The 19,781-nt window shown below is 64.4% G+C and carries 19 protein-coding genes and 1 tRNA gene; 15 read left to right on the top strand and 5 right to left on the bottom strand.

Annotated features, from left to right (window positions below; translation table 11 throughout):
- Positions 1 to 6: 6 nt before the first annotated feature.
- The 4 genes from nth to AC1Q6P_RS12670 form a co-directional block, all read right to left on the bottom strand.
- On the bottom strand, positions 7 to 678 hold the full coding sequence (nth, locus tag AC1Q6P_RS12685; protein ID WP_492664151.1) for an endonuclease III: 672 nt from the start codon (positions 676 to 678) through the stop codon (positions 7 to 9).
- Between the two features lie 45 nt (positions 679 to 723).
- Positions 724 to 1,413, bottom strand: a complete 690-nt coding sequence (gene rsxB / locus AC1Q6P_RS12680; RefSeq protein WP_492664150.1) for an electron transport complex subunit RsxB — start codon at positions 1,411 to 1,413, stop codon at positions 724 to 726.
- On the bottom strand, positions 1,410 to 2,729 hold the full coding sequence (locus AC1Q6P_RS12675; RefSeq protein WP_271009370.1) for a polyhydroxyalkanoate depolymerase: 1,320 nt from the start codon (positions 2,727 to 2,729) through the stop codon (positions 1,410 to 1,412). The genes rsxB and AC1Q6P_RS12675 overlap by 4 nt, the downstream gene beginning before the upstream one ends.
- Before the next feature lie 243 nt (positions 2,730 to 2,972).
- A complete protein-coding gene (locus AC1Q6P_RS12670) occupies positions 2,973 to 4,175 on the bottom strand; it encodes an amino acid aminotransferase (protein WP_492664149.1) in 1,203 nt (400 codons plus the stop codon).
- A 179-nt stretch (positions 4,176 to 4,354) separates the two neighbouring features.
- Here AC1Q6P_RS12670 and uvrB point away from each other — a divergent pair, with 179 nt between their 5' ends.
- From uvrB to tsaD, 9 genes are all read left to right on the top strand, one after another.
- Positions 4,355 to 6,448, top strand: a complete 2,094-nt coding sequence (gene uvrB, locus AC1Q6P_RS12665) for an excinuclease ABC subunit UvrB (protein ID WP_492664148.1) — start codon at positions 4,355 to 4,357, stop codon at positions 6,446 to 6,448.
- A gap of 231 nt (positions 6,449 to 6,679) precedes the next feature.
- Entirely contained in the window at positions 6,680 to 7,213 is a 534-nt protein-coding gene (locus AC1Q6P_RS12660; RefSeq protein WP_102770307.1) for a Fe-S cluster assembly transcription factor, read from the top strand.
- 102 nt (positions 7,214 to 7,315) lie between these two features.
- Complete coding sequence (locus AC1Q6P_RS12655; protein WP_492664147.1) at positions 7,316 to 8,536, top strand: IscS subfamily cysteine desulfurase; 1,221 nt, start codon at positions 7,316 to 7,318, stop codon at positions 8,534 to 8,536.
- A 98-nt stretch (positions 8,537 to 8,634) separates the two neighbouring features.
- Entirely contained in the window at positions 8,635 to 9,021 is a 387-nt protein-coding gene (gene iscU, locus AC1Q6P_RS12650) for a Fe-S cluster assembly scaffold IscU (RefSeq protein WP_102770308.1), read from the top strand.
- 10 nt (positions 9,022 to 9,031) lie between these two features.
- The gene (gene iscA, locus AC1Q6P_RS12645) at positions 9,032 to 9,355 is read left to right on the top strand and encodes an iron-sulfur cluster assembly protein IscA (RefSeq protein WP_102770309.1); all 324 of its coding nucleotides are present in this window, start codon (positions 9,032 to 9,034) and stop codon (positions 9,353 to 9,355) included.
- 131 nt (positions 9,356 to 9,486) lie between these two features.
- Positions 9,487 to 10,029: a Fe-S protein assembly co-chaperone HscB gene (gene hscB, locus AC1Q6P_RS12640; protein WP_492664146.1), complete on the top strand. Its 543-nt coding sequence runs from the start codon at positions 9,487 to 9,489 to the stop codon at positions 10,027 to 10,029.
- Positions 10,030 to 10,032: 3 nt separating this feature from the next.
- Positions 10,033 to 11,889: a Fe-S protein assembly chaperone HscA gene (gene hscA, locus AC1Q6P_RS12635; RefSeq protein ID WP_492664145.1), complete on the top strand. Its 1,857-nt coding sequence runs from the start codon at positions 10,033 to 10,035 to the stop codon at positions 11,887 to 11,889.
- Positions 11,890 to 11,916: 27 nt separating this feature from the next.
- Positions 11,917 to 12,255 (top strand): ISC system 2Fe-2S type ferredoxin, encoded by a 339-nt coding sequence (gene fdx, locus AC1Q6P_RS12630; protein ID WP_102770312.1) that lies wholly within the window; start codon positions 11,917 to 11,919, stop codon positions 12,253 to 12,255.
- A gap of 8 nt (positions 12,256 to 12,263) precedes the next feature.
- Complete coding sequence (gene tsaD / locus AC1Q6P_RS12625) at positions 12,264 to 13,295, top strand: tRNA (adenosine(37)-N6)-threonylcarbamoyltransferase complex transferase subunit TsaD (RefSeq protein WP_492664144.1); 1,032 nt, start codon at positions 12,264 to 12,266, stop codon at positions 13,293 to 13,295.
- Between the two features lie 30 nt (positions 13,296 to 13,325).
- Here tsaD and AC1Q6P_RS12620 read toward each other — a convergent pair whose 3' ends face one another.
- A complete protein-coding gene (locus tag AC1Q6P_RS12620) occupies positions 13,326 to 13,766 on the bottom strand; it encodes an Hsp20/alpha crystallin family protein (protein ID WP_492664143.1) in 441 nt (146 codons plus the stop codon).
- 519 nt (positions 13,767 to 14,285) lie between these two features.
- On the opposite strand from AC1Q6P_RS12620, the gene rpsO reads away from it, so the two are divergent.
- From rpsO to AC1Q6P_RS12590, 6 genes are all read left to right on the top strand, one after another.
- Positions 14,286 to 14,555, top strand: a complete 270-nt coding sequence (gene rpsO, locus AC1Q6P_RS12615; RefSeq protein ID WP_102770315.1) for a 30S ribosomal protein S15 — start codon at positions 14,286 to 14,288, stop codon at positions 14,553 to 14,555.
- A 260-nt stretch (positions 14,556 to 14,815) separates the two neighbouring features.
- Positions 14,816 to 16,948 (top strand): polyribonucleotide nucleotidyltransferase, encoded by a 2,133-nt coding sequence (gene pnp, locus AC1Q6P_RS12610; protein ID WP_492664142.1) that lies wholly within the window; start codon positions 14,816 to 14,818, stop codon positions 16,946 to 16,948.
- Between the two features lie 9 nt (positions 16,949 to 16,957).
- Entirely contained in the window at positions 16,958 to 17,944 is a 987-nt protein-coding gene (locus AC1Q6P_RS12605; protein WP_492664141.1) for an NAD(P)H-quinone oxidoreductase, read from the top strand.
- Between the two features lie 53 nt (positions 17,945 to 17,997).
- Positions 17,998 to 18,738, top strand: a complete 741-nt coding sequence (gene tpiA / locus AC1Q6P_RS12600; protein WP_492664140.1) for a triose-phosphate isomerase — start codon at positions 17,998 to 18,000, stop codon at positions 18,736 to 18,738.
- A gap of 79 nt (positions 18,739 to 18,817) precedes the next feature.
- Positions 18,818 to 19,198 (top strand): preprotein translocase subunit SecG, encoded by a 381-nt coding sequence (gene secG / locus AC1Q6P_RS12595; protein WP_492664139.1) that lies wholly within the window; start codon positions 18,818 to 18,820, stop codon positions 19,196 to 19,198.
- 279 nt (positions 19,199 to 19,477) lie between these two features.
- Positions 19,478 to 19,562: transfer RNA gene (locus tag AC1Q6P_RS12590), tRNA-Leu, on the top strand.
- The last annotated feature ends 219 nt before the right edge of the window (positions 19,563 to 19,781 follow it).

Below are 19,781 nucleotides of genomic sequence, written 5' to 3'. Positions count from 1 at the left end.
GGCTCCCTAGGGCTTTTTCGGAACAGTTCCTACTCTGGCAAGCCGGGATTGTAGGCGGCGGCCCTCGTCACAAAATGTAGCGACGCTGCAGCTCTCACACATGGGCGCGCGGGCCTTGCAGACGTAGCGGCCATGCAGGATCAGCCAGTGGTGCGCATCGACCAGAAACTCCTCGGGAATGCGCTTGAGCAGGCCTTGCTCCACCGCCAGCGGTGTCTTGCCGGGCGCCAGGCCGGTGCGGTTGCCGAGGCGGAACAAATGCGTGTCCACCGCCATGGTCGGCTCGCCGAAGGCGACATTGAGCACCACATTGGCGGTCTTGCGGCCGACGCCGGGCAGGGCCTCGAGCGCCTCGCGGGTGCGTGGAACCTGGCCGCCATATTGCTCGACCAGGATCTGGCAGGTGGCGATCAGATGCCGTGCCTTGCTGCGGTACAGGCCGATGGTGCGGATGTACTCGCTCAGGCCGTCTTCGCCCAGGGCCAGGATCTTCTGCGGCGTGTTGGCCACCGGGAACAGGCGCCGCGTGGCCTTGTTGACGCCGACATCGGTGGCCTGGGCCGAGAGCAGCACCGCCGCCAGCAGCTCGAACACGCTGCTGTACTCCAGCTCGGTCTGTGGGCTGGGGTTGGCGGCGCGCAGCGTCGAGAAAAAACCGTGGATCTGTTGCGCGTTCATGGGGCGCGATTGTGCCCGTGGCTCGGCCTCGCAGCCGAGCCTGGTTCAGCTTTGGCGTTGCGCTCGCGCACGGGCCAGGGCGGCCTGAATCACGGCGCGCTTGCGCTCAAGATCATCGGGTGCGGTCAGCTTGGAGGCGGCAGCCAGATCGGCCAGCTTGGCTTCGGCCTTGGCTTGCAGGCGGGCGGCGTTGTCGCGCAGCTCGCGCTCGGCCTTGAACTGGTGGAAGCCGTAGCGATCGCGCGCGGCATCGGCCTGCGCCGGGCTCCAGGCCGACCAGCCGGTCTGCTCACCCGTGACCGGGTGCATGGAAATGCAATCCACCGGGCAGGCTGGCACGCAGAGCTCGCAACCTGTGCATTGCTCGGCCACGATCAGGTGCATTTGCTTGGGCGCGCCGACGATGCAGTCGACCGGGCAGGCCTTGATGCACAGCGTGCAGCCGATGCACCAGGCTTCGTCGATCACGGCCAGCGCTCGCGGCCCCTCCTGGCCATGCTCGGCGCTCAAGGGCAGCACGGGGCGGCCGGTCAGGGCGGCCAGGCGCGCCACGCCCTCGCTGCCGCCCGGCGGGCATTGGTTGATGCCGGCTTCGCCGTGGGCCACGGCCTCGGCGTAGGCGCGGCAGTCCACATAGCCGCAGCGGGTGCACTGGGTCTGGGGCAGGGCGGCGTCGATGCGCGCCGTCAGCTCGGTCAGCCGGTTGCTGGCCTCGGGCTTCTCGATCAGGCTCAAGGTTTGGCGCGGCTTTCTCGGGGCTTGCGCGCCTTGCTGACGGTGGCCTGGGCTTGCGCTTCGGCGGCGGCTTCACCGTGGTCGTACTTGGCGATGAAGTTGCGCACCTCGGGGTAGACCTTCTCGCGCCAGCGGCGGCCGGAGAAGATGCCGTAGTGGCCAGCACCGATGGCGTCGTAGTGGTACTGGTGCTCGGGCGGGATGCCGGCGCACAGGGCATGGGCGGCGCGGGTCTGGCCGGCACCGGAGATGTCGTCCAGCTCGCCTTCCACAGTCAGCAAGGCGGTGCCTTGAATGTCCTGGGGGCGCACGAACTGCCCATTGACCTTCCAGGTACCGTTGACCAGGGCGAAGTCCTGGAACACGGTCTTGATGGTGTCCAGGTAGTACTCGGCCGGCATGTCCAGCACGGCGTTGTACTCGTCGTAGAACTTGCGGTGGGCATCGGCGCCGTCGTCATCGCCGCGGACCAGGTCTAGGAAATAGTCGTAGTGCGAGCTCAGGTGGCGGTCCGGGTTCATGGCCACAAAGCCGGTGTGCTGCAGGAAGCCCGGGTAGACGGCGCGGCCGGCACCGGGGAAATTGGTCGGCACGCGATAGATCACGTTCGATTCGAACCAGCTGAAGCTGCGGTTCATGGCCAGGTTGTTGACGGCGGTCGGGCTCTTGCGGGCGTCGATGGGGCCGCCCATCATGGTCATGCTGCGTGGCGTGGTTTCGCCATTGCTGGCCATTAGGGAGATGGCCGCCAGCACGGGCACGGTGGGCTGGCAGACCGAGATCACATGGCAATCGGGGCCCAGGTGGCGGATGAACTCCTGCACGTAGGCGATGTAGTCGTCGAGGTGGAAGGGGCCTTCCTCCAGCGAGACCATGCGCGCATCGGTCCAGTCGGTGATGTAGACCTTGTGCTCCTTCAGCAGCTGCTTGACGGTGTCGCGCAGCAAGGTGCTGTGGTGGCCGGAGAGCGGCGCCACGACCAGCACGGTGGGCTGGTCCTTCATCTCGGTCAGCACCTGCAGATTGTCGGTGTAGCGCTTGAAGCGCAGCAGGCGGCAAAAGGGCTTGGTGATGGGCACCAGCTCCTGCACTGCCACCTCGGTTCCGCTGACCTCGACGCTGCGGATGTCGAACTCCGGCTTTTCGTAATCCTTGGCCAGGCGGTGCATCAGGTCGAGGCCGGCTGACACCCGTTGCGCCATGGGCGTGTGCGCGAACGGCGACAGCGGGTGGCTGTAAAGCTTGGCGGAGGCGGCGGCGAACTCCGAGAACGGGCTCATCAGCGCGCGCTGGGTTTCAAAAAGCTGGTACAGCATGGGTGGGCCTCGGGGTCATGGCGCACAGCGTCGCGGGGGGAGGGCGGGGCTGCGCTGGGTTGCTGAAGCTCGATCTTGCCTGAAATCTTTTGTGCAGTGCAGCATTTTACCGCGCGCGGCACAGCGGCATGGTCGGCTATTAGCGGTGAAAAGCGTGACAGCTCGCAGCGAACAAACCCGAAATTGTGCGCAGGACGCCCGAAAACCGGGCGTCCTGCGAGCGTTTTGCCTGAGATCCGGGCCTCAGCTGCACAGCACCGCCGCCATGGCTGAGGCCACGGCCGGCAGGTTCTTCTCGTTCAGCGCGGCCACGCAGATGCGGCCCGAATCCACGCCGTAAATGCCGAACTCGCTGCGCAGGCGCTGCATCTGCGCAGCGCTCAGGCCCGAGTAGCTGAACATGCCCTTCTGGCGGGTGACGAAGCTCAGGTCCTGGCTGACGCCTGCGGCCTGCAAGGCGCTGACCAGGGCCGAGCGCATGGCGCGGATGCGCAGCCGCATGCCGGCCAGTTCTTCTTCCCACAGGGCGCGCAGCGCCGGGCTGGACAGCACGGTGGCCACCACCTGGGCGCCATGCGTCGGCGGGTTGGAGTAGTTGGTGCGGATGACGATCTTGAGTTGGCTCAGCACGCGACTGGCTTCTTCGCCCGAGGCGCAGACCACGCTCAGCGCACCGACACGCTCGCCGTAGAGCGAGAAGCTCTTGGAAAAGCTGGTCGAGACAAAGAAGTCCAGGCCGGCGGCCAGGAACTGCTGGATGACGGCGCCGTCTTCAGCAATGCCTTCGCCAAAGCCTTGGTAGGCCATGTCCAGGAAAGCGACCAAGCCGCGGGCCTTGACCACCTCGACCACCTGGCTCCACTGGGCCGGGGTCAGGTCGTAGCCGGTGGGGTTGTGGCAGCATGCGTGCAGCACGACGACCGTGCCGGCTGCGGCGCTGTTCAGCGCAGCCAGCATGCCTTCGAAGTTGACGCCCAGATTAGCGGCGTCAAAGTAGGGGTAGGTCTCGACCTGGAAGCCGGCGTTGCTGAAGAGGGCGCGGTGGTTTTCCCAGGACGGGTCGGAGATCAGCACGCGGGCGCCGGGGTTCAGGCGTTTGAGGAAATCGGCGCCGATCTTGAGGCCGCCGGTGCCGCCGATGGCTTGCACGGTGGCCACGCGCTTGTCGGCCAGCACGGCGCTGTCTGCGCCGAAGACCAGGCCTTGCACGGCCTTGTCGTAGGCTGCGATGCCGTCGATGGGCAGGTAACCCCGGGCCTTGGGGTCGGCCAGCATGGCGCGCTCGGCCTCGGCCACGCATTTCAGCAGGGGCAGCTTGCCGTTTTCGTCAAAGTAGACGCCCACGCCCAGGTTCACCTTGGCCGGATTCGGATCGGCATTGAATTGTTCGTTGAGGCCCAGGATGGGGTCACGGGGGGCCATTTCGACGGCGGCAAACAAGGACATGGAAGCTTCCTGACAGGACGGTGGCATGAACAAACGGGCGCGTTTGCTGGGGCTTGCTGCGGCGCGGCTCGGCCTGCGCTACCCTTGCGGGTTGCCCAGCCCTGCAATTTTAGGTGGGCAAACCCTCGGTACTCGGCGCCTGCGCCCCTTGCTTTTCTCTCCCGACCTGGTCTCCACCCATGCAAGATTCAGACAGCCTCACTGACAACGCCCCCGATGCTGCGCAAGCGCCCAAGGGTGAGTTCGTGTCTTTCGAAGGCTCGCCGTTCCAGCTGTTTCAGCCCTTTCCGCCGGCCGGAGACCAGCCCACGGCGATTGCGCAGCTGGTGGAAGGTATCAATGACGGCCTCAGCTACCAGACCCTGCTGGGCGTGACCGGGTCGGGCAAGACCTTCACCATGGCCAATGTGATCGCCCGCCTGGGCCGGCCGGCCATCATCTTTGCCCCCAACAAAACCCTGGCGGCCCAGCTCTACAGCGAGTTCCGCGATTTCTTTCCGAACAATGCGGTCGAGTACTTCGTCAGCTACTACGACTACTACCAGCCCGAAGCGTATGTGCCGCAGCGCGACCTGTTCATCGAGAAGGACAGCGCCATCAACGAACACATCGAGCAACTGCGCCTCTCGGCCACCAAGAGCCTGATGGAGCGGCGTGATGTGGTCATCGTCGCCTCGGTGTCGGCCATCTACGGCATCGGCAACCCCAGCGACTACCACCAGATGGTGATGACCCTGCGCAACGGCGACAAGCTGGGTCAGCGCGATGTGATCGCCCAGCTGATCCGCATGCAGTACACCCGCAACGAGCTGGAATTCACGCGCGGCGCTTTCCGCGTGCGCGGCGACACCGTCGATGTCTTCCCGGCCGAGCATTCGGAGCTGGCCCTGCGCATCGAGCTCTTCGATGATGAAATCGAGACCCTGCAGCTCTTCGATCCGCTGACCGGCAAGATTCGCCAGAAGATTCCTCGCTTCACCGTCTACCCGAGCAGCCATTACGTCACGCCGCGCGAAAAAGTGCTGGGCGCGATGGAGACTATCAAGGAGGAGCTGCGCGAGCGCCTGGGTTTTTTCGTCAAGGAAGGCAAGCTGGTCGAGGCGCAGCGCCTGGAGCAGCGCACCCGTTTCGACCTGGAAATGCTGCAGGAGGTGGGGCACTGCAAGGGGATCGAAAACTACACCCGGCATTTGTCCGGCGCCGCGCCGGGCGAGCCGCCGCCGACCCTTGTGGACTACCTGCCCAGCGATGCCCTGATGTTTCTGGACGAAAGCCATGTGCTGATCGGCCAGTTCGGCGGCATGTACAACGGCGACCGGGCGCGCAAGACCACGTTGGTGGAGTATGGCTTCCGCCTGCCTTCGGCCCTGGACAACCGGCCGCTCAAGTTCGATGAGTTCGAGCGCAAGATGCGCCAGGCCGTGTTCGTCTCGGCCACGCCGGCGGCCTACGAGCAGCAGAACGCTGGCCAGGTGGTCGAGCAGGTGGTGCGCCCGACCGGCCTGGTTGACCCCATCGTCGAAGTGCGCCCGGCCACCCACCAAGTGGACGATGTGTTGCAGGAAATCCGCGAGCGCGTCGAGGCCAACGACCGGGTGCTGATCACGGTGCTGACCAAACGCATGGCCGAACAGCTGACCGATTACTTGAGCGACAACGGCGTCAAGGTCCGCTACCTGCATTCGGATGTGGACACGGTCGAGCGTGTGGAGATCCTGCGCGATTTGCGCCTGGGTGCGTTCGATGTGCTGGTGGGCATCAACCTGTTGCGTGAAGGCCTGGACATTCCCGAGGTGTCCCTGGTGGCGATTCTCGATGCCGACAAGGAAGGCTTCTTGCGCTCGGAGCGCAGCTTGATCCAGACCATCGGCCGGGCCGCCCGCAACCTCAACGGCAAGGCGATTCTGTATGCCGATCGGGTCACCGAGTCCATGCGCAAGGCCATGGGGGAAACCGAGCGCCGCCGCAGCAAGCAGCTGGCCTTCAACGAGGCCCATGGCATCACGCCGCGCAGCATCAACAAGCGCATCAAGGATTTGATCGACGGCGTGTACTCGGAAAAAAGCGGTCGCGACGATCAAAAGCTGCTGCAGGTGGCCGAGGTGGAGCAGATGTCCGAGAAAGACCTCAGCAAGCGCATCGCCCTGCTGGAAAAGCAGATGCTCGAGCATGCGCGCAATCTGGAGTTCGAAAAGGCTGCGCGCGTGCGCGATCAGCTGGCCCAGCTGCGCGAGCAGGCTTTCGGTGCCGTGGTGCACGACAATATCGGCTGACGCAGCCGGCCTCGCTCGCGGCCTCAGTCGGCGTGAAGCCCTCGCAAAACCCGCGGTTTTGCCTGCCCCCAGCAAAGCGCTCAGTAATTGAGTAAAATTGTCGGAAATAGACCCGGGTTAACCCTTCAGGCTTCGGCCAAGGGCGCCCGGATCGAGGTGGCAGCTGTCGGCGCTTGACGCGGTGGCTGCCCTGGGTCTTTCGGACATGAGTTCGGGCAAAAGGAGAGTGTGATGCGTCTCACCACCAAAGGTCGCTTTGCCGTCACGGCAATGATCGATCTGGCCTTGCGTGAAAACGGTGGCCCGGTCGCCTTGGCGGCCATCAGCCAACGGCAGCAGATTTCGCTGTCCTATCTGGAGCAACTGTTCGGCAAGCTGCGCCGCCACGAGCTGGTGGAAAGCACCCGCGGGCCGGGCGGTGGCTATTCGCTGGGCCGCAAATCCAGCGAAATCACCGTGGCCGACATCATCGTGGCCGTGGACGAGCCCATCGATGCCACCGGCTGCGGCGGCAAGGAAAACTGCATGGGCGAGGACACCGGCCGTTGCATCACGCACGAGCTCTGGACCAGCCTGAATGCCAAGATGATCGAGTACCTCGATTCAGTCTCCCTGCGCAAGCTGGTGGAAGACCAACTGGCCAAGGGCGTGACCATCGAGGAGTCGCCGATGAAGCGCGCGATTTCCTCCACGCCGGTGGTCAAACCCATCCGCATCACCGCGCCCAACTCGGTTTTTGCCTTGGGCAACGCCTTCACCAAGTAAGCCGCCATCCGCGACCACGCCAGCAGCGCAGGCGCTTTGGGCCTGCTCAGCTGGCGGAGCCAGTCGGAACAAAAGTCAGAACAAAAAGAGCATTTCTCGAACATGGACATGACCCCGCATTTCCCCATCTATCTCGACTACGGCGCCACCACCCCGGTGGATCCTCGTGTGGTCAGCGCCATGGTGCCCTGGCTCAGCGAGCATTTCGGCAACCCTGCGTCGCGCAGCCACGCCTGGGGTTGGGAGGCGGAGGCCGTGGTTGAGAAATCGCGCGAGCAGGTGGCCGCCCTGATCGGTGCGGACCCGCGCGAAATCGTCTGGACCTCGGGTGCGACCGAGTCCATCAACCTGGCCATCAAGGGTGCGGCCCAGTTCTACAAGACCCGCGGCAAGCACATCATCACGCTCAAGACCGAGCACAAGGCGGTGCTGGATACCTGCCGCGAGCTGGAGCGCCAAGGCTTTGAAGTCACTTACCTGGATGTGCAGGCCGATGGCTTGCTGGACATCGAGGCCTTCAAGGCGGCGATCCGCCCGGACACCATCCTGGCTTCGGTGCTGTATGTCAGCAACGAGATCGGCGTGATCCAGGACATCCCGGCCATCGGCGCCATCTGCCGCGAGCGCGGCATCATCTTCCACGTCGACGCCGCTCAGGCCACCGGCAAGATTGCGATCAACCTGGCCGAGCTGCCGGTCGATCTGATGAGCCTGGCTTCGCACAAGACCTATGGCCCCAAGGGCATTGGTGCCCTGTTCGTGCGTCGCAAGCCGCGTGTGCGCCTGGAAGCGCAGATGCACGGTGGTGGCCAGGAGCGCGGCATGCGCTCGGGCACCTTGGCGACACACCAGATCGTGGGCATGGGCGAGGCCTATCGCATCGCCAAGGAAGAAATGGCGACCGAAGGCGAGCGCATCCGTATGCTGCATGATCGCTTGCTGAACGGCCTCAAGGACATCGAGCAGGTCTTCGTCAACGGCAATCTCGAGCGCCGTGTGCCGCACAACCTGAACATGTCCTTCAACTATGTGGAAGGCGAGTCCCTGATCATGGGCGTCAAGGGCTTGGCGGTGTCTTCGGGCTCGGCCTGCACCTCGGCCAGCCTGGAGCCCAGCTATGTCCTGCGAGCCCTGGGGCGCAGCGACGAGCTGGCGCATTCCTCGCTGCGCATGACCATCGGCCGCTTCACCACCGTGGAAGAGATCGATTACGCCATCGCCACCCTGAAGGACCGCGTGGCCAAGCTGCGCGAGCTCTCGCCGCTGTGGGATATGTACAAGGACGGCATCGACCTCAGCACCATCCAGTGGGCCGCCCACTGACCGACCGATCACAGCCCGCGGCCGATTGAGGTCGGCAACAGGCTTGGTTCAGCGCCTTGCGATGAGACGTTGATCCGCCAACAGCTAGGAGAAAAATCATGGCATACAGCGAGAAAGTCGTTGATCACTACGAAAACCCGCGCAATGTCGGCGCCTTCGAAAAGGGCGACGAGTCGGTCGGCACCGGAATGGTCGGTGCGCCGGCCTGCGGCGATGTGATGAAGCTGCAGATCAAAGTCAACCCGGCCACTGGGCTGATCGAAGACGCGAAGTTCAAGACCTATGGCTGCGGCTCGGCCATTGCCTCGAGCTCGCTCGTGACCGAATGGGTCAAGGGCAAGAGCCTGGATCAGGCCCTGGCCATCAAGAACACCCAGATCGCCGAAGAGTTGGCCCTGCCGCCGGTCAAGATCCACTGCTCCATCCTGGCCGAGGACGCCATCAAGGCGGCCGTGGACGACTACCGCGCCAAGCACACGCAGTAAGGACGGCGCCATGTCAGTGACCGTGACCGAAGCCGCCGCACGCCATGTGACGCGCTACATCAGCAAGCGCGGCCGCGGCGTCGGCGTGCGCCTGGGCGTCAAGACCACCGGCTGCTCCGGCCTGGCCTACAAGCTGGAGTACGCCGACGAGGTGGCCCCCGAGGACGTGATCTTCGAAGGCCATGGCATCAAGATCCTGATCGATCCCAAGAGCCTGCCTTATCTGGATGGCACCGAGCTGGACTTTGTCCGCGAGGGCCTGAACGAGGGCTTCAAGTTCCGCAACCCGCGCGAGAAAGACCGCTGCGGCTGCGGCGAGTCCTTCCGCGTGTAATACAGTGCTGCGCCGCGCGAGCGGTGCAGGCCATGAGGGCGCGGCGTCGGTCCGCGCTTTTTTCATGGCCGAAGCCGAGTGGCGGCAGCCCTGCGCCCGCCGCACGATTTGAAAAGCCCGAGACCTGTTCCATGAAACTCGATGACGACGACTTCAGCCTGTTCGGCCTGCCGCAGCGGCAGACCCAGGATCGTGCCGCCATCGATGCCAGCTGGAAGGCCTTGCAGGCCCAGGTGCACCCCGATCGTTTTGCGGCCCAGGGCGCTGCGGCGCAGCGCCTGAGCGCGCAGTGGGCCATGCGGGTCAATGAGGCGCACCAGCGCTTGCGTGATCCGCTCAAGCGCGCGGCCTACCTGTGTGAGCTGCGCGGTGTGCCCTTGCAGATCCACGAGAACACCCGCATGCCCACGGCGTTCCTGATGGAACAGATGGCCTGGCGCGAGGCCCTGGACGAAGCGCAAGGCCTTGCCGAAGTGGAGGCGCTGGATGCCGAGGTGGCCACGCGCGAGCGTGAGCTGCTGGCCGAGGTGCAGCGCCTGCTCGATGCCGACGCCGGCACTGACGCCGATACGGCCGCCGCCACCGCTGCCGCCGCCCAGCAGGTGAGGGCGCTGATGTTTATTCACCGATTCCGTTCCGATCTCGATCGACGCCTGGAAGCCCTAGGACAATAAGACATGGCTTTGCTGCAAATTTCCGAACCGGGCCAGTCGCCCAATCCGCACGAGCGTCGCATCGCGGTGGGCATCGACCTGGGCACCACCCATTCTCTGGTGGCTGCCGTGCGTCACGGTGTGGCCGAGTGCCTGCCCGATGAACAGGGCCAGGTGATCCTGCCCTCGGCCGTGCGCTACCTGGAAGAAGGCCGCCGCCAGATCGGTGCCGCCGCGCTGGCCGCGCAAGCCGAGGATCCGGTCAACACCATTGTTTCGGTCAAACGTTTCATGGGCCGGGGCCTGGCCGATGTGGCCGAGCGCGGCCAGCTGCCCTATGACTTCGAAGACACGCCGGGCATGTTGTCCCTGCGCACCCGCGATGGCCTGAAGTCGCCGGTGGAGATCTCGGCCGAGATCCTGGCCACCTTGCGCTTCCGCGCCGAGGACAGCTTTGCCGACGATGTGTTCGGTGCGGTGATCACCGTGCCCGCCTATTTCGACGACGCACAGCGCCAGGCCACCAAGGATGCGGCCCAGCTGGCCGGCCTGAATGTGCTGCGCCTGATCAACGAGCCCACGGCCGCGGCCATTGCCTACGGTCTGGACAACGCCAGCGAAGGGCTCTACGCCGTCTACGACCTGGGCGGCGGCACCTTCGACATCTCCTTGCTGCGCCTGAGTCGCGGTGTGTTCGAGGTGGTGGCCACCGGCGGCGATGCAGCGCTGGGTGGTGATGATTTCGACCGCGTCCTCGCCGATTGGGCGCTGGCGCAGAGCGGCCTGCAGCTGAGCTCGGCCCATGACAAGCGTGCGGTTCTGGTGGCGGCGCGTGCTGCCAAGGAGCAGCTTTCCGGTGTCGACAGCGTGCTGCTGCGGGCGTCTTTGGATGCCGGAGCGCTGGAAGTGCGCGTGTCTCGCAGCCAATTCGAAACCCTTGCCCAGCCGCTGCTGGCCCGCACACTGAGCGCCGTCAAGCGCGTGCTGCGCGATGCCAAGGTGCGGGCCGACGAGGTGCAGGGCACCGTCATGGTGGGTGGCTCCACCCGCATGCCTTGCGTGCGCGAGGCGGTGAGTGCCTTGTTCGGCCGCGAGGTGCTGACGAATCTGAACCCCGATGAGGTCGTGGCCCAGGGCGCCGCCATTCAGGCCAACCAGCTGGCTGGCAATGCGGCCGATGGCGACATCCTCTTGCTGGACGTGATCCCGCTTTCGCTGGGCCTGGAAACCATGGGTGGCCTGGTCGAGCGCATCATCGAGCGCAACGCCACCATCCCCGTCGCCCAGGCGCAGGACTTCACCACTTTCAAAGACGGCCAAACTGCCATGGCCCTGCATGTGCTGCAGGGTGAGCGCGAGCTGGTCAGCGAATGCCGTTCGCTGGCGCGCTTCGAGCTGCGCGGCATCCCGCCCATGGTGGCTGGCGCGGCGCGCATCCGCGTGACCTTCCAGGTCGATGCCGATGGCCTGCTCAGCGTCGCTGCCAAGGAACTGGGCTCGGGCGTGGAGGCCACCATCCAGGTCAAGCCCAGCTACGGCCTCAGCGACGATCAGATCGCCGGCATGCTCAAGGACGGCTTTGCCAGTGCGGAGTCCGATATGGCAGCGCGCAAGCTGCGCGAGGCGCGTGTCGAGGCCGAGCGCATGCGCCTGGCCACGCTGTCCGCCCAGGCCGCCGATGGCGATCTGCTTTCCGAAGCCGAGCAGGCCGACATTGCCGGCCTCTTGCAGGCACTGGCGCAGGCGGCCGATGGCGAGGATGCCGATGCCATCACTGCCGCCGTCGAAGCCCTGGCCAAGGGTACCGAAGCCTTTGCCGCCGCGCGCATGAACCGCGGCATTCACAAGGCCTTGACCGGCCGCAGCGTCGACCAGATCTGAGCCGGCGCGCCGCGCCAGGAGAGCCCCATGCCTGTCATCAAGATTCTTCCCCACGCCGAGTACTGCCCTGAGGGCAAGACGGTCAACGCACCGGCCGGCACCTCGATCTGCGAGGCGCTGCTGGACAACCAGATCGCCATCGAGCATGCCTGTGACATGGTCTGCGCCTGCACCACCTGCCACGTGATCGTGCGCGAAGGCATGGCCTCCCTGTCCGAGATGGAGGAGGGCGAGGAGGACATGCTGGATCGCGCCTGGGGCTTGGAGCCCGATTCGCGCCTGAGCTGCCAGGCCATCCTGGGTCAGAAGGATGTCACCATCGAGATTCCCAAGTACTCGATCAACCACGCCAAAGAAGGCCACTGAGCGCGGCCATGCTGGTTCTGGGATTCGAATCGTCCTGCGACGAGACCGGGGTGGCGCTGGTCGAGGTGCCGGCTGCCGGCGCGCCCCAGCTGCGCGCCCAGGCCCTGCACAGCCAGATCCGCATGCACCAGGCCTATGGCGGCGTGGTGCCAGAGCTGGCTTCGCGGGACCACATCCGACGCGTGCTGCCGTTGACGCGCGAGGTGCTGTCGCAGGCCCAGGTGGCTTTGAGCGACATCGATGTCATTGCCTACACCCAGGGCCCGGGCCTCGCTGGCGCCTTGCTGGTGGGCGCCGGTGTGGCCGTGGCCATGGCGGCGGCGCTGGACAAGCCCACCGTGGGCGTTCATCACCTCGAGGGGCATTTGCTCTCGCCCTTCCTGTCGGTAGATCCGCCGGAGTTTCCTTTTGTGGCCTTGCTGGTGTCCGGCGGGCACACCCAGCTGATGCGGGTGGACGATGTCGGTCGGTACCAGATGCTGGGCGAGACCATCGACGACGCCGCCGGCGAAGCCTTTGACAAGAGCGCCAAGCTGCTGGGCCTGCCCTATCCGGGCGGCCCGCATCTGGCCCAGCTGGCCGAACAGGGCGACCCGATGGCCTTTGATCTGCCGCGGCCCATGCTCAAGAGCGGCAAGCCGGATTTCAGCTTTGCCGGCCTGAAAACGGCGGTGCTGACCCAGGTGAGGCGCCTGGGCGAGGTGCCGACCGAGCAGCAGAAAGCCGATCTGGCCGCCAGCACGCAGGCGGCCATCGTCGAGCTGCTGCTGCGCAAGTCCTTGCTGGCCTTGAAAGAGACAGGGCTCAAGCGCTTGGTGGTGGCTGGCGGTGTCGGCGCCAACCGGCATCTGCGTGAGCAGCTCAATGCCGCCTGCGCCAAGCGCCAGATTCGGGTGCATTACCCGGAGCTGAGCTTGTGCACCGACAACGGCGCCATGATCGCCATGGCCGCTGCGATGCGCTTGCAGCGTGGCATGGCCAGCTTGCGCCCAGGCGCGGGCTTTGAGGTGCGGCCACGCTGGACGCTGGGTGCGGCTTGAGCGCCGCGCGCCTGCTCACCCGGCTTGGCCTCAGCTGACGATCAGCTGGGTCGGGCCGTTGGCCTGCAGCTTGCTCAGCTTCAGTGTCAGCACGCCGTTTTCCAGCTTGGCGCTGCATTCGTTCTGGTTCAGCTCCTGCGGCAGCTGCAGGCTGCGCGAGAAGCGTGTGGCGGCCCGTTCGCGGTGCAGCAGCTTTTCACCTTCGGCCAGTTCCGGGTCGCGGGTTTGTTCGGCGTCGATGCTGACGCGGCGGCCCTCGATGCTGATCTTCACAGCGTCCTTGCTCACGCCCGGCAGATCCAGTAGCACGGTGTAGCCGCTTGCGCTTTCGCTGACATCGAGCGCCGGGCTGCGCAAGGCCAGGGCCTGAGGATCCTGGGTGAACAGGCGCTCAATCTGGCCGCCGACACGGTGGCGCTCCAATTGGCGGGACAGTTCGGCGGCATGGCGGGCGACGGGAATCACAAACATGGCAGTCTCCTGAGCTTGGCTCCGAGCGGCGCTCGGCGGTATTGGGTTTCGATCCATTTCGGCGGGCCTGGCGGCGCGCCGAACTCCTTGGGGGTGGGGCGAGTCAGCCGTCTTGCGCTGGGTCTCGCATCCCCTTGCAGCTTCAATTGCGCCTGGGTTTTTGCCTTTCAAGGGGCTGAAAAAATTCTCCGCCGGCCCTCTTGCTGACCTAGGCGTTGGCGCCATATGTCGACGTTTGGCCGCAAGCTTGGAGCCGCGGGCGACTGGGGCTCTGAGGTGGCCTTGTAACTCTGGGCTATAATCCGAGAGTTTTGTCTCTTCCGGCTTTGAATCTGGGTGGGGCAAAGCCGCTGGAGTGGCGCAACAAGACCGTGGCAACACGGGCTTGCAGGCCGCAGCAGCGAAGCACGGCCCGGGTCGGTTTCACCCGGGACCGCAAGTGAAACCATGGAAACCGTCTGTGTCTGGCTCAAGCCTGTTCTTGAGTCGCCGGCGGCTTCCGACAACAGGAACGCGCACATGTCAGTCGCCGATATCAACAAAGCAGAAATCGTTCAATCGAACGCCCGCAGCGCCAACGACACCGGCTCGCCGGAAGTCCAAGTGGCCCTGCTCACAGCCCGTATCAACGCGCTGACCCCCCACTTCAAGGCCAATATGAAGGACCACCACGGTCGTCGCGGCCTGCTGAAGATGGTCAACACCCGCAAGAGCCTGCTGGCCTACCTGAAGGCCAAGGACGCAACGCGCTACACCGCGCTGATCCAGAAGCTGGGCCTGCGCAAGTAATTTGCCGCTGAGATCAAAGAGCCTGTCTGGGTTGTTCGTCCAGTACAGGCTCTTTGTCTTTTGGTATTGCATGGAGTTGAGCTGAAGTGGCGCTGCTGTGTCATTCCAAGGCCTCTGCCGACAGTCGTGTCGATCTTGCAGATTCTCTGGAATGGCATCCCGCCAAACCCAGTCTCACTCTCGGTTCTGAAGTGGCACCGCAAGCCGCTATGACTGCGTTGTCGGGCCGTGTGGCCTGAGCGCATACAAGGAGAGAGACCATGAGTTTGTTCAATAAAGTCACCAAGACCTTCCAGTGGGGCAACCACACCGTCGTGATGGAAACCGGCGAGATTGCCCGCCAATCCACCGGCGCCGTGCTGGTCAATATCGAAGGCACCGTGGTGCTGGCCACCGTGGTGGCCAAGACCGAAGCCAAGGCCGGCCAGGACTTCTTCCCGCTGACTGTGGACTACATCGAGAAGACCTATGCCGCCGGCAAGATCCCGGGCAGCTTCTTCAAGCGTGAAGGCCGCCCCAGCGAGCTGGAGACCCTGACCAGCCGCCTGATCGATCGCCCGATTCGCCCGCTGTTCCCGGAAGGCTTCTACAACGAAGTCCAGGTTGTCGTGCATGTGCTGTCGCTGAACCCCGAAGTTCAGGCCGACATCGCCGCTTTGATCGCGTCCAGTGCTGCGCTGGCCGTGTCCGGCATTCCGTTCAATGGCCCGATCGGCGCTGCGCGCGTGGGCTATGTCAACGGTGAGTACATCCTGAACCCGGGCAAGACCGAGCTGATCAACAGCAAGATGGACCTGGTCGTTGCCGGCACGCAAGCTGCCGTGCTGATGGTGGAGTCGGAAGCCGACGGCCTGAGCGAAGAGATCATGCTGGGCGCCGTGGTCTACGGTCACGAGCAAGGCAATATCGCCATCGCCGCCATCGACGAGCTGGTGCGTGACGCCGGCAAGCCGGCCTGGGACTGGAAGGCTCCGGCCAAGAATGAGCCGCTGATCGCCAAGGTTGGCGCCCTGGCCGACGAAGCCCTGGCTGCCGCTTACCAGATCCGCAACAAGCAAGCCCGCACCCAGGCTTGCCGTGCAGTGACGGCGAACGTGTTCAAGGCGCTGACCGACGAAGGCGTGGCGTTCGACAAGGTCGAGGTGGAAAGCCTGCTGTTTGAGATCGAAGCCCGCATCGTGCGTGGTCAGATCCTGGCGGGTGAGCCCCGCATCGATGGTCGCGACACCCGCACCGTGCGCCCGATCGAGATCAGCAACAGCATCCTGCCGCGCACCCACGGTTCGGCCCTGTTCACCCGCGGTGAAACGCAGGCACTGGTGGTGGCAACGCTCGGTACCGATCGTGACGCCCAGCGCATCGACGCCTTGGCCGGCGAGTTCGAAGACCGCTTCATGCTGCACTACAACATGCCTCCGTTCGCCACCGGCGAAACTGGCCGCGTGGGCAGCCCGAAGCGCCGCGAAATCGGCCACGGCCGCCTGGCCAAGCGCGCGCTGATCGCCGCTTTGCCGAGCAAGGAAGACTTCCCCTACACCATGCGTGTGGTGTCGGAAATCACGGAAAGCAATGGCTCCTCGTCGATGGCTTCGGTCTGCGGCGGTTGCCTGGCCCTGATGGACGCAGGCGTGCCGATGAAGGCCCATGTGGCCGGCATCGCCATGGGTCTGATCAAGGACGGCAACCGCTTCGCCGTGCTGACCGACATCCTGGGTGACGAAGATCACCTGGGTGACATGGACTTCAAGGTGGCTGGCACCACCGGTGGCATCACCGCCCTGCAGATGGACATCAAGATCCAGGGCATCACCAAGGAAATCATGCAGGTCGCCCTGGCGCAAGCCAAGGAAGCCCGCCTGCACATCCTGGGCAAGATGGTCGAAGCCATGGGCACGGCCAACACCGAGGTGTCGCAGTTCGCGCCGCGCCTGTACACCATGAAGATCAACCCGGAAAAGATCCGTGACGTGATCGGCAAGGGCGGCGCCACCATCCGTGCGCTGACCGAAGAAACCGGCACCACCATCGACATCGGCGAAGACGGCACCATCACCATCGCCTCGACCGACGCCGAGAAGGCCGAATACGCCAAGAAGCGCATCGAGGAGATCACGGCTGAAGTTGAAATCGGCAAGGTCTACGAAGGCCCGATCACCAAGATCCTGGACTTCGGTGCCCTGGTGAACTTGCTGCCTGGCAAAGATGGTCTGCTGCACATCAGCCAGATCGCCCACCAGCGCGTCGAGAAGGTGACCGACTTCCTCAAGGAAGGTCAGATCGTCAAGGTCAAGGTCATGGAAACCGACGAAAAGGGTCGCATCAAGCTGTCCATGAAGGCCCTGATCGAGCGCGACGCCGCGCCCGCTCAAGCGCCGGCTGAAGCCGCTGAGTAAGACCTGTCCATGAAGGCGATCGCCATCACCCGCCCCGGCGGGCCCGAGGTGTTGCAGTTGATTGAGCGCCCTGATCCCGTCGCCGGGATCGGGGAGTGCTTGATCGCGGTGGAGGCCTATGGCATCAACCGTCCCGATGTTCTGCAGCGCAAGGGCGCCTATCCACCTCCGGCGGGTGCCAGCGATCTGCCGGGCCTGGAGGTGGCGGGTCGCATCGTCGCCGGTGATGCCGAGGCCCTGGCGGCCTCGGGTTTCAAGCTGGGTGATGCGGTCTGTGCCTTGGTGGCGGGCGGTGGCTATGCCGAGTTGTGCGTGGCGCCGATTGGCCAGTGCCTGCCAATGCCTGTCGGCTGGAGCATGGCGGAGGCGGCCAGTCTGCCGGAAACCTGCTTCACGGTCTGGTCCAACGTGTTCGCGCGTGCCGCTCTGCAGCCGGGTGAGAGCCTGCTGGTGCATGGCGGCAGCAGCGGCATCGGTGTCACCGCCATCCAGATGGCCAAGGCGCTGGGTTCGCGTGTGCTGGTGACGGTGGGCTCGGCAGCCAAAGCCGAGGCCTGCTTGAATCTGGGTGCCGATGTCGCCATCAACTACCGCGAACAGGATTTCGTTGCGGAAGTGAAGGCGGCGACGGCAGGGCGGGGCGTCGACGTCATTCTGGACATGGTGGCTGGTTCCTATGTCGAGCGTGGCGTGCAATGCCTGGCCGATGATGGTCGCATGGTCATCATTGCGGTGCAGGGTGGTGTTGAGGCTCGCTTTGATGCGGGCGCGGTCTTGCGTCGTCGTCTGACGATCAGTGGCTCGACCCTGCGGCCGCGTTCGCTGGCCTTCAAGGCGGGTGTTGCGGAGACCCTGCGTGAGCGTGTGTGGCCTTTGCTGGCCGCGCGAGAGATTTCGCCAGTGCTGTACCGTCAGATGCCTGCGGCTCAGGCGGCCGAAGCGCATGCGCTGATGGAATCGGGCGAGCACATCGGCAAGATTGTTTTGACTTGGTGAGCGGCAGTCCTCAGTGGGCCTCGATTGGGCTTGCTGGGAGTTTGGAGAACGAGATGCGCAAGAAATTGGTCGTTGGCAACTGGAAGATGCATGGCAGCCGTGCGGCCAACGCGGCCCTGTTGTCGGGCCTGAAGGAGCTGGGGCCCTGGTCGGCCGATGTGGCGGTCTGTGTGCCATTCCCCTACCTGGCCGAAACGGCTTTGGCCTTGACGGGGCAGGCTGTCGGTCTGGGTGCGCAAGATTGCTCTGCTTTCGAGCAAGGCGCCTACACCGGCGAGGTCTCTTCGGCCATGCTGGCCGATTTGGGTTGTCGTTATGTGATCGTTGGTCACTCCGAGCGTCGTGCCTATCATCACGAAAGTGATCAGATGGTGGCCGACAAAGCCAAGGCGGCACTGGCGCACGGCGTGACGCCCATCGTCTGCGTGGGTGAGACCCTGGCAGAACGCGAGGCTGGCCAGACCGAAGTGGTCGTCAAGCGTCAGCTGGCTGCGGTCATCCACACCCTGACCCATTGCATCGGTGAAATCGTGCTGGCCTATGAGCCGGTGTGGGCCATCGGTACGGGTTTGACTGCCACGCCGGAGCAGGCGCAAGCGGTGCACGCGGTCCTGCGCAAGCAGTTGCATGCGGCCACGCAAAAGTCGGATGCCATGCGAATCCTGTACGGCGGCAGCGTCAAGCCCGACAACGCGCTGCAGTTGTTTGCACAGCCCGATATCGATGGTGGCTTGATTGGTGGCGCGGCCTTGAAGGCCGCGGACTTCGCGGCCATCTGCCGTGCAGCGCACTGAAAGTTGGCTTGAAATCCTGGGTGGATTGCCTGATCGGCAATCGGCCCTTTGAAAAGAACGATTGACTGGAGAGTTAGAGATGCAGGTCTTGATGAATTTGGTTCTGGTGGTGCAGTTGCTGAGCGCGCTGGCCATGATTGGCTTGGTGCTGGTGCAGCAAGGCAAGGGTGCCGATATGGGTGCCAGCTTCGGCAGTGGTGCTTCGGGCAGCTTGTTCGGCGCCACCGGCAGCGCCAACTTCCTGTCGCGCAGCACGGCTGTGTGCGCGACCTTGTTCTTTGCCTGCACTTTGGCTCTGGCCTATCTGTCCAATCACCGCAGCGGTGGTGCTGCCGCTGAAACGGTTCTGGATCGCGCGGCTCCGGCAGCCGTCGCTGCGTCGGGTGCTGCAGCCATTCCAGGTGCTGCGCCCGCGGTGGCACCCGTGGTGGCTCCGACCGCCTCTGCTGCTTCGAACTGATCGCTTGATGCGAAAGCCTGCGCACGCGCTGTGGTTCCGGCGGGCGTGCGCAGCGCCAGGCGCTTGAGTCACTTGCGATCGCGGCTGCTTGCAGCCCGCTTGCAGGCTTGGTGCTTGGGGTGGACGATGTTCGGATGAGCTCGCCGCAGATATTTTGAGTGCTTCGATCTGAAATGATCAAAAGTGCGAAATTTTCGGTATAGAATTCAAGGCTGTCTGGGAAGCAATCCCTCTCGCTGATGAAGATCGGCGCCAGACAGAGTTGAGAAGTGAAATTCAGCCGTCGTGGTGAAATTGGTAGACACGCTATCTTGAGGGGGTAGTGGCGAAAGCTGTGCGAGTTCGAGTCTCGCCGACGGCACCAAATGTTCGGTTAATATCCAAAGGTTGGAGCCTGCGGAATATTGGTCGTAGCGCCTCTGTTGCAAGGGTGTGAGCAAACGAAGTTTGTCGCATTTTTGCGGGGGACATGGCGGGCGCAGTCCGTGAGCGATACATTCGCTGGCGGCGCGCCCGTTGCTTTTGTTAAATCACTGCATAAAACTCGGCCGGGGCCTGGAGGCGTACGGCGGTTTTTCAAAGA

The organism is Roseateles sp. GW835-FHT13E02, assembly GCF_058794035.1.
Note: the sequence above shows the minus strand (reverse complement) of the source record. Positions and strands in the feature narration are given on the sequence as shown.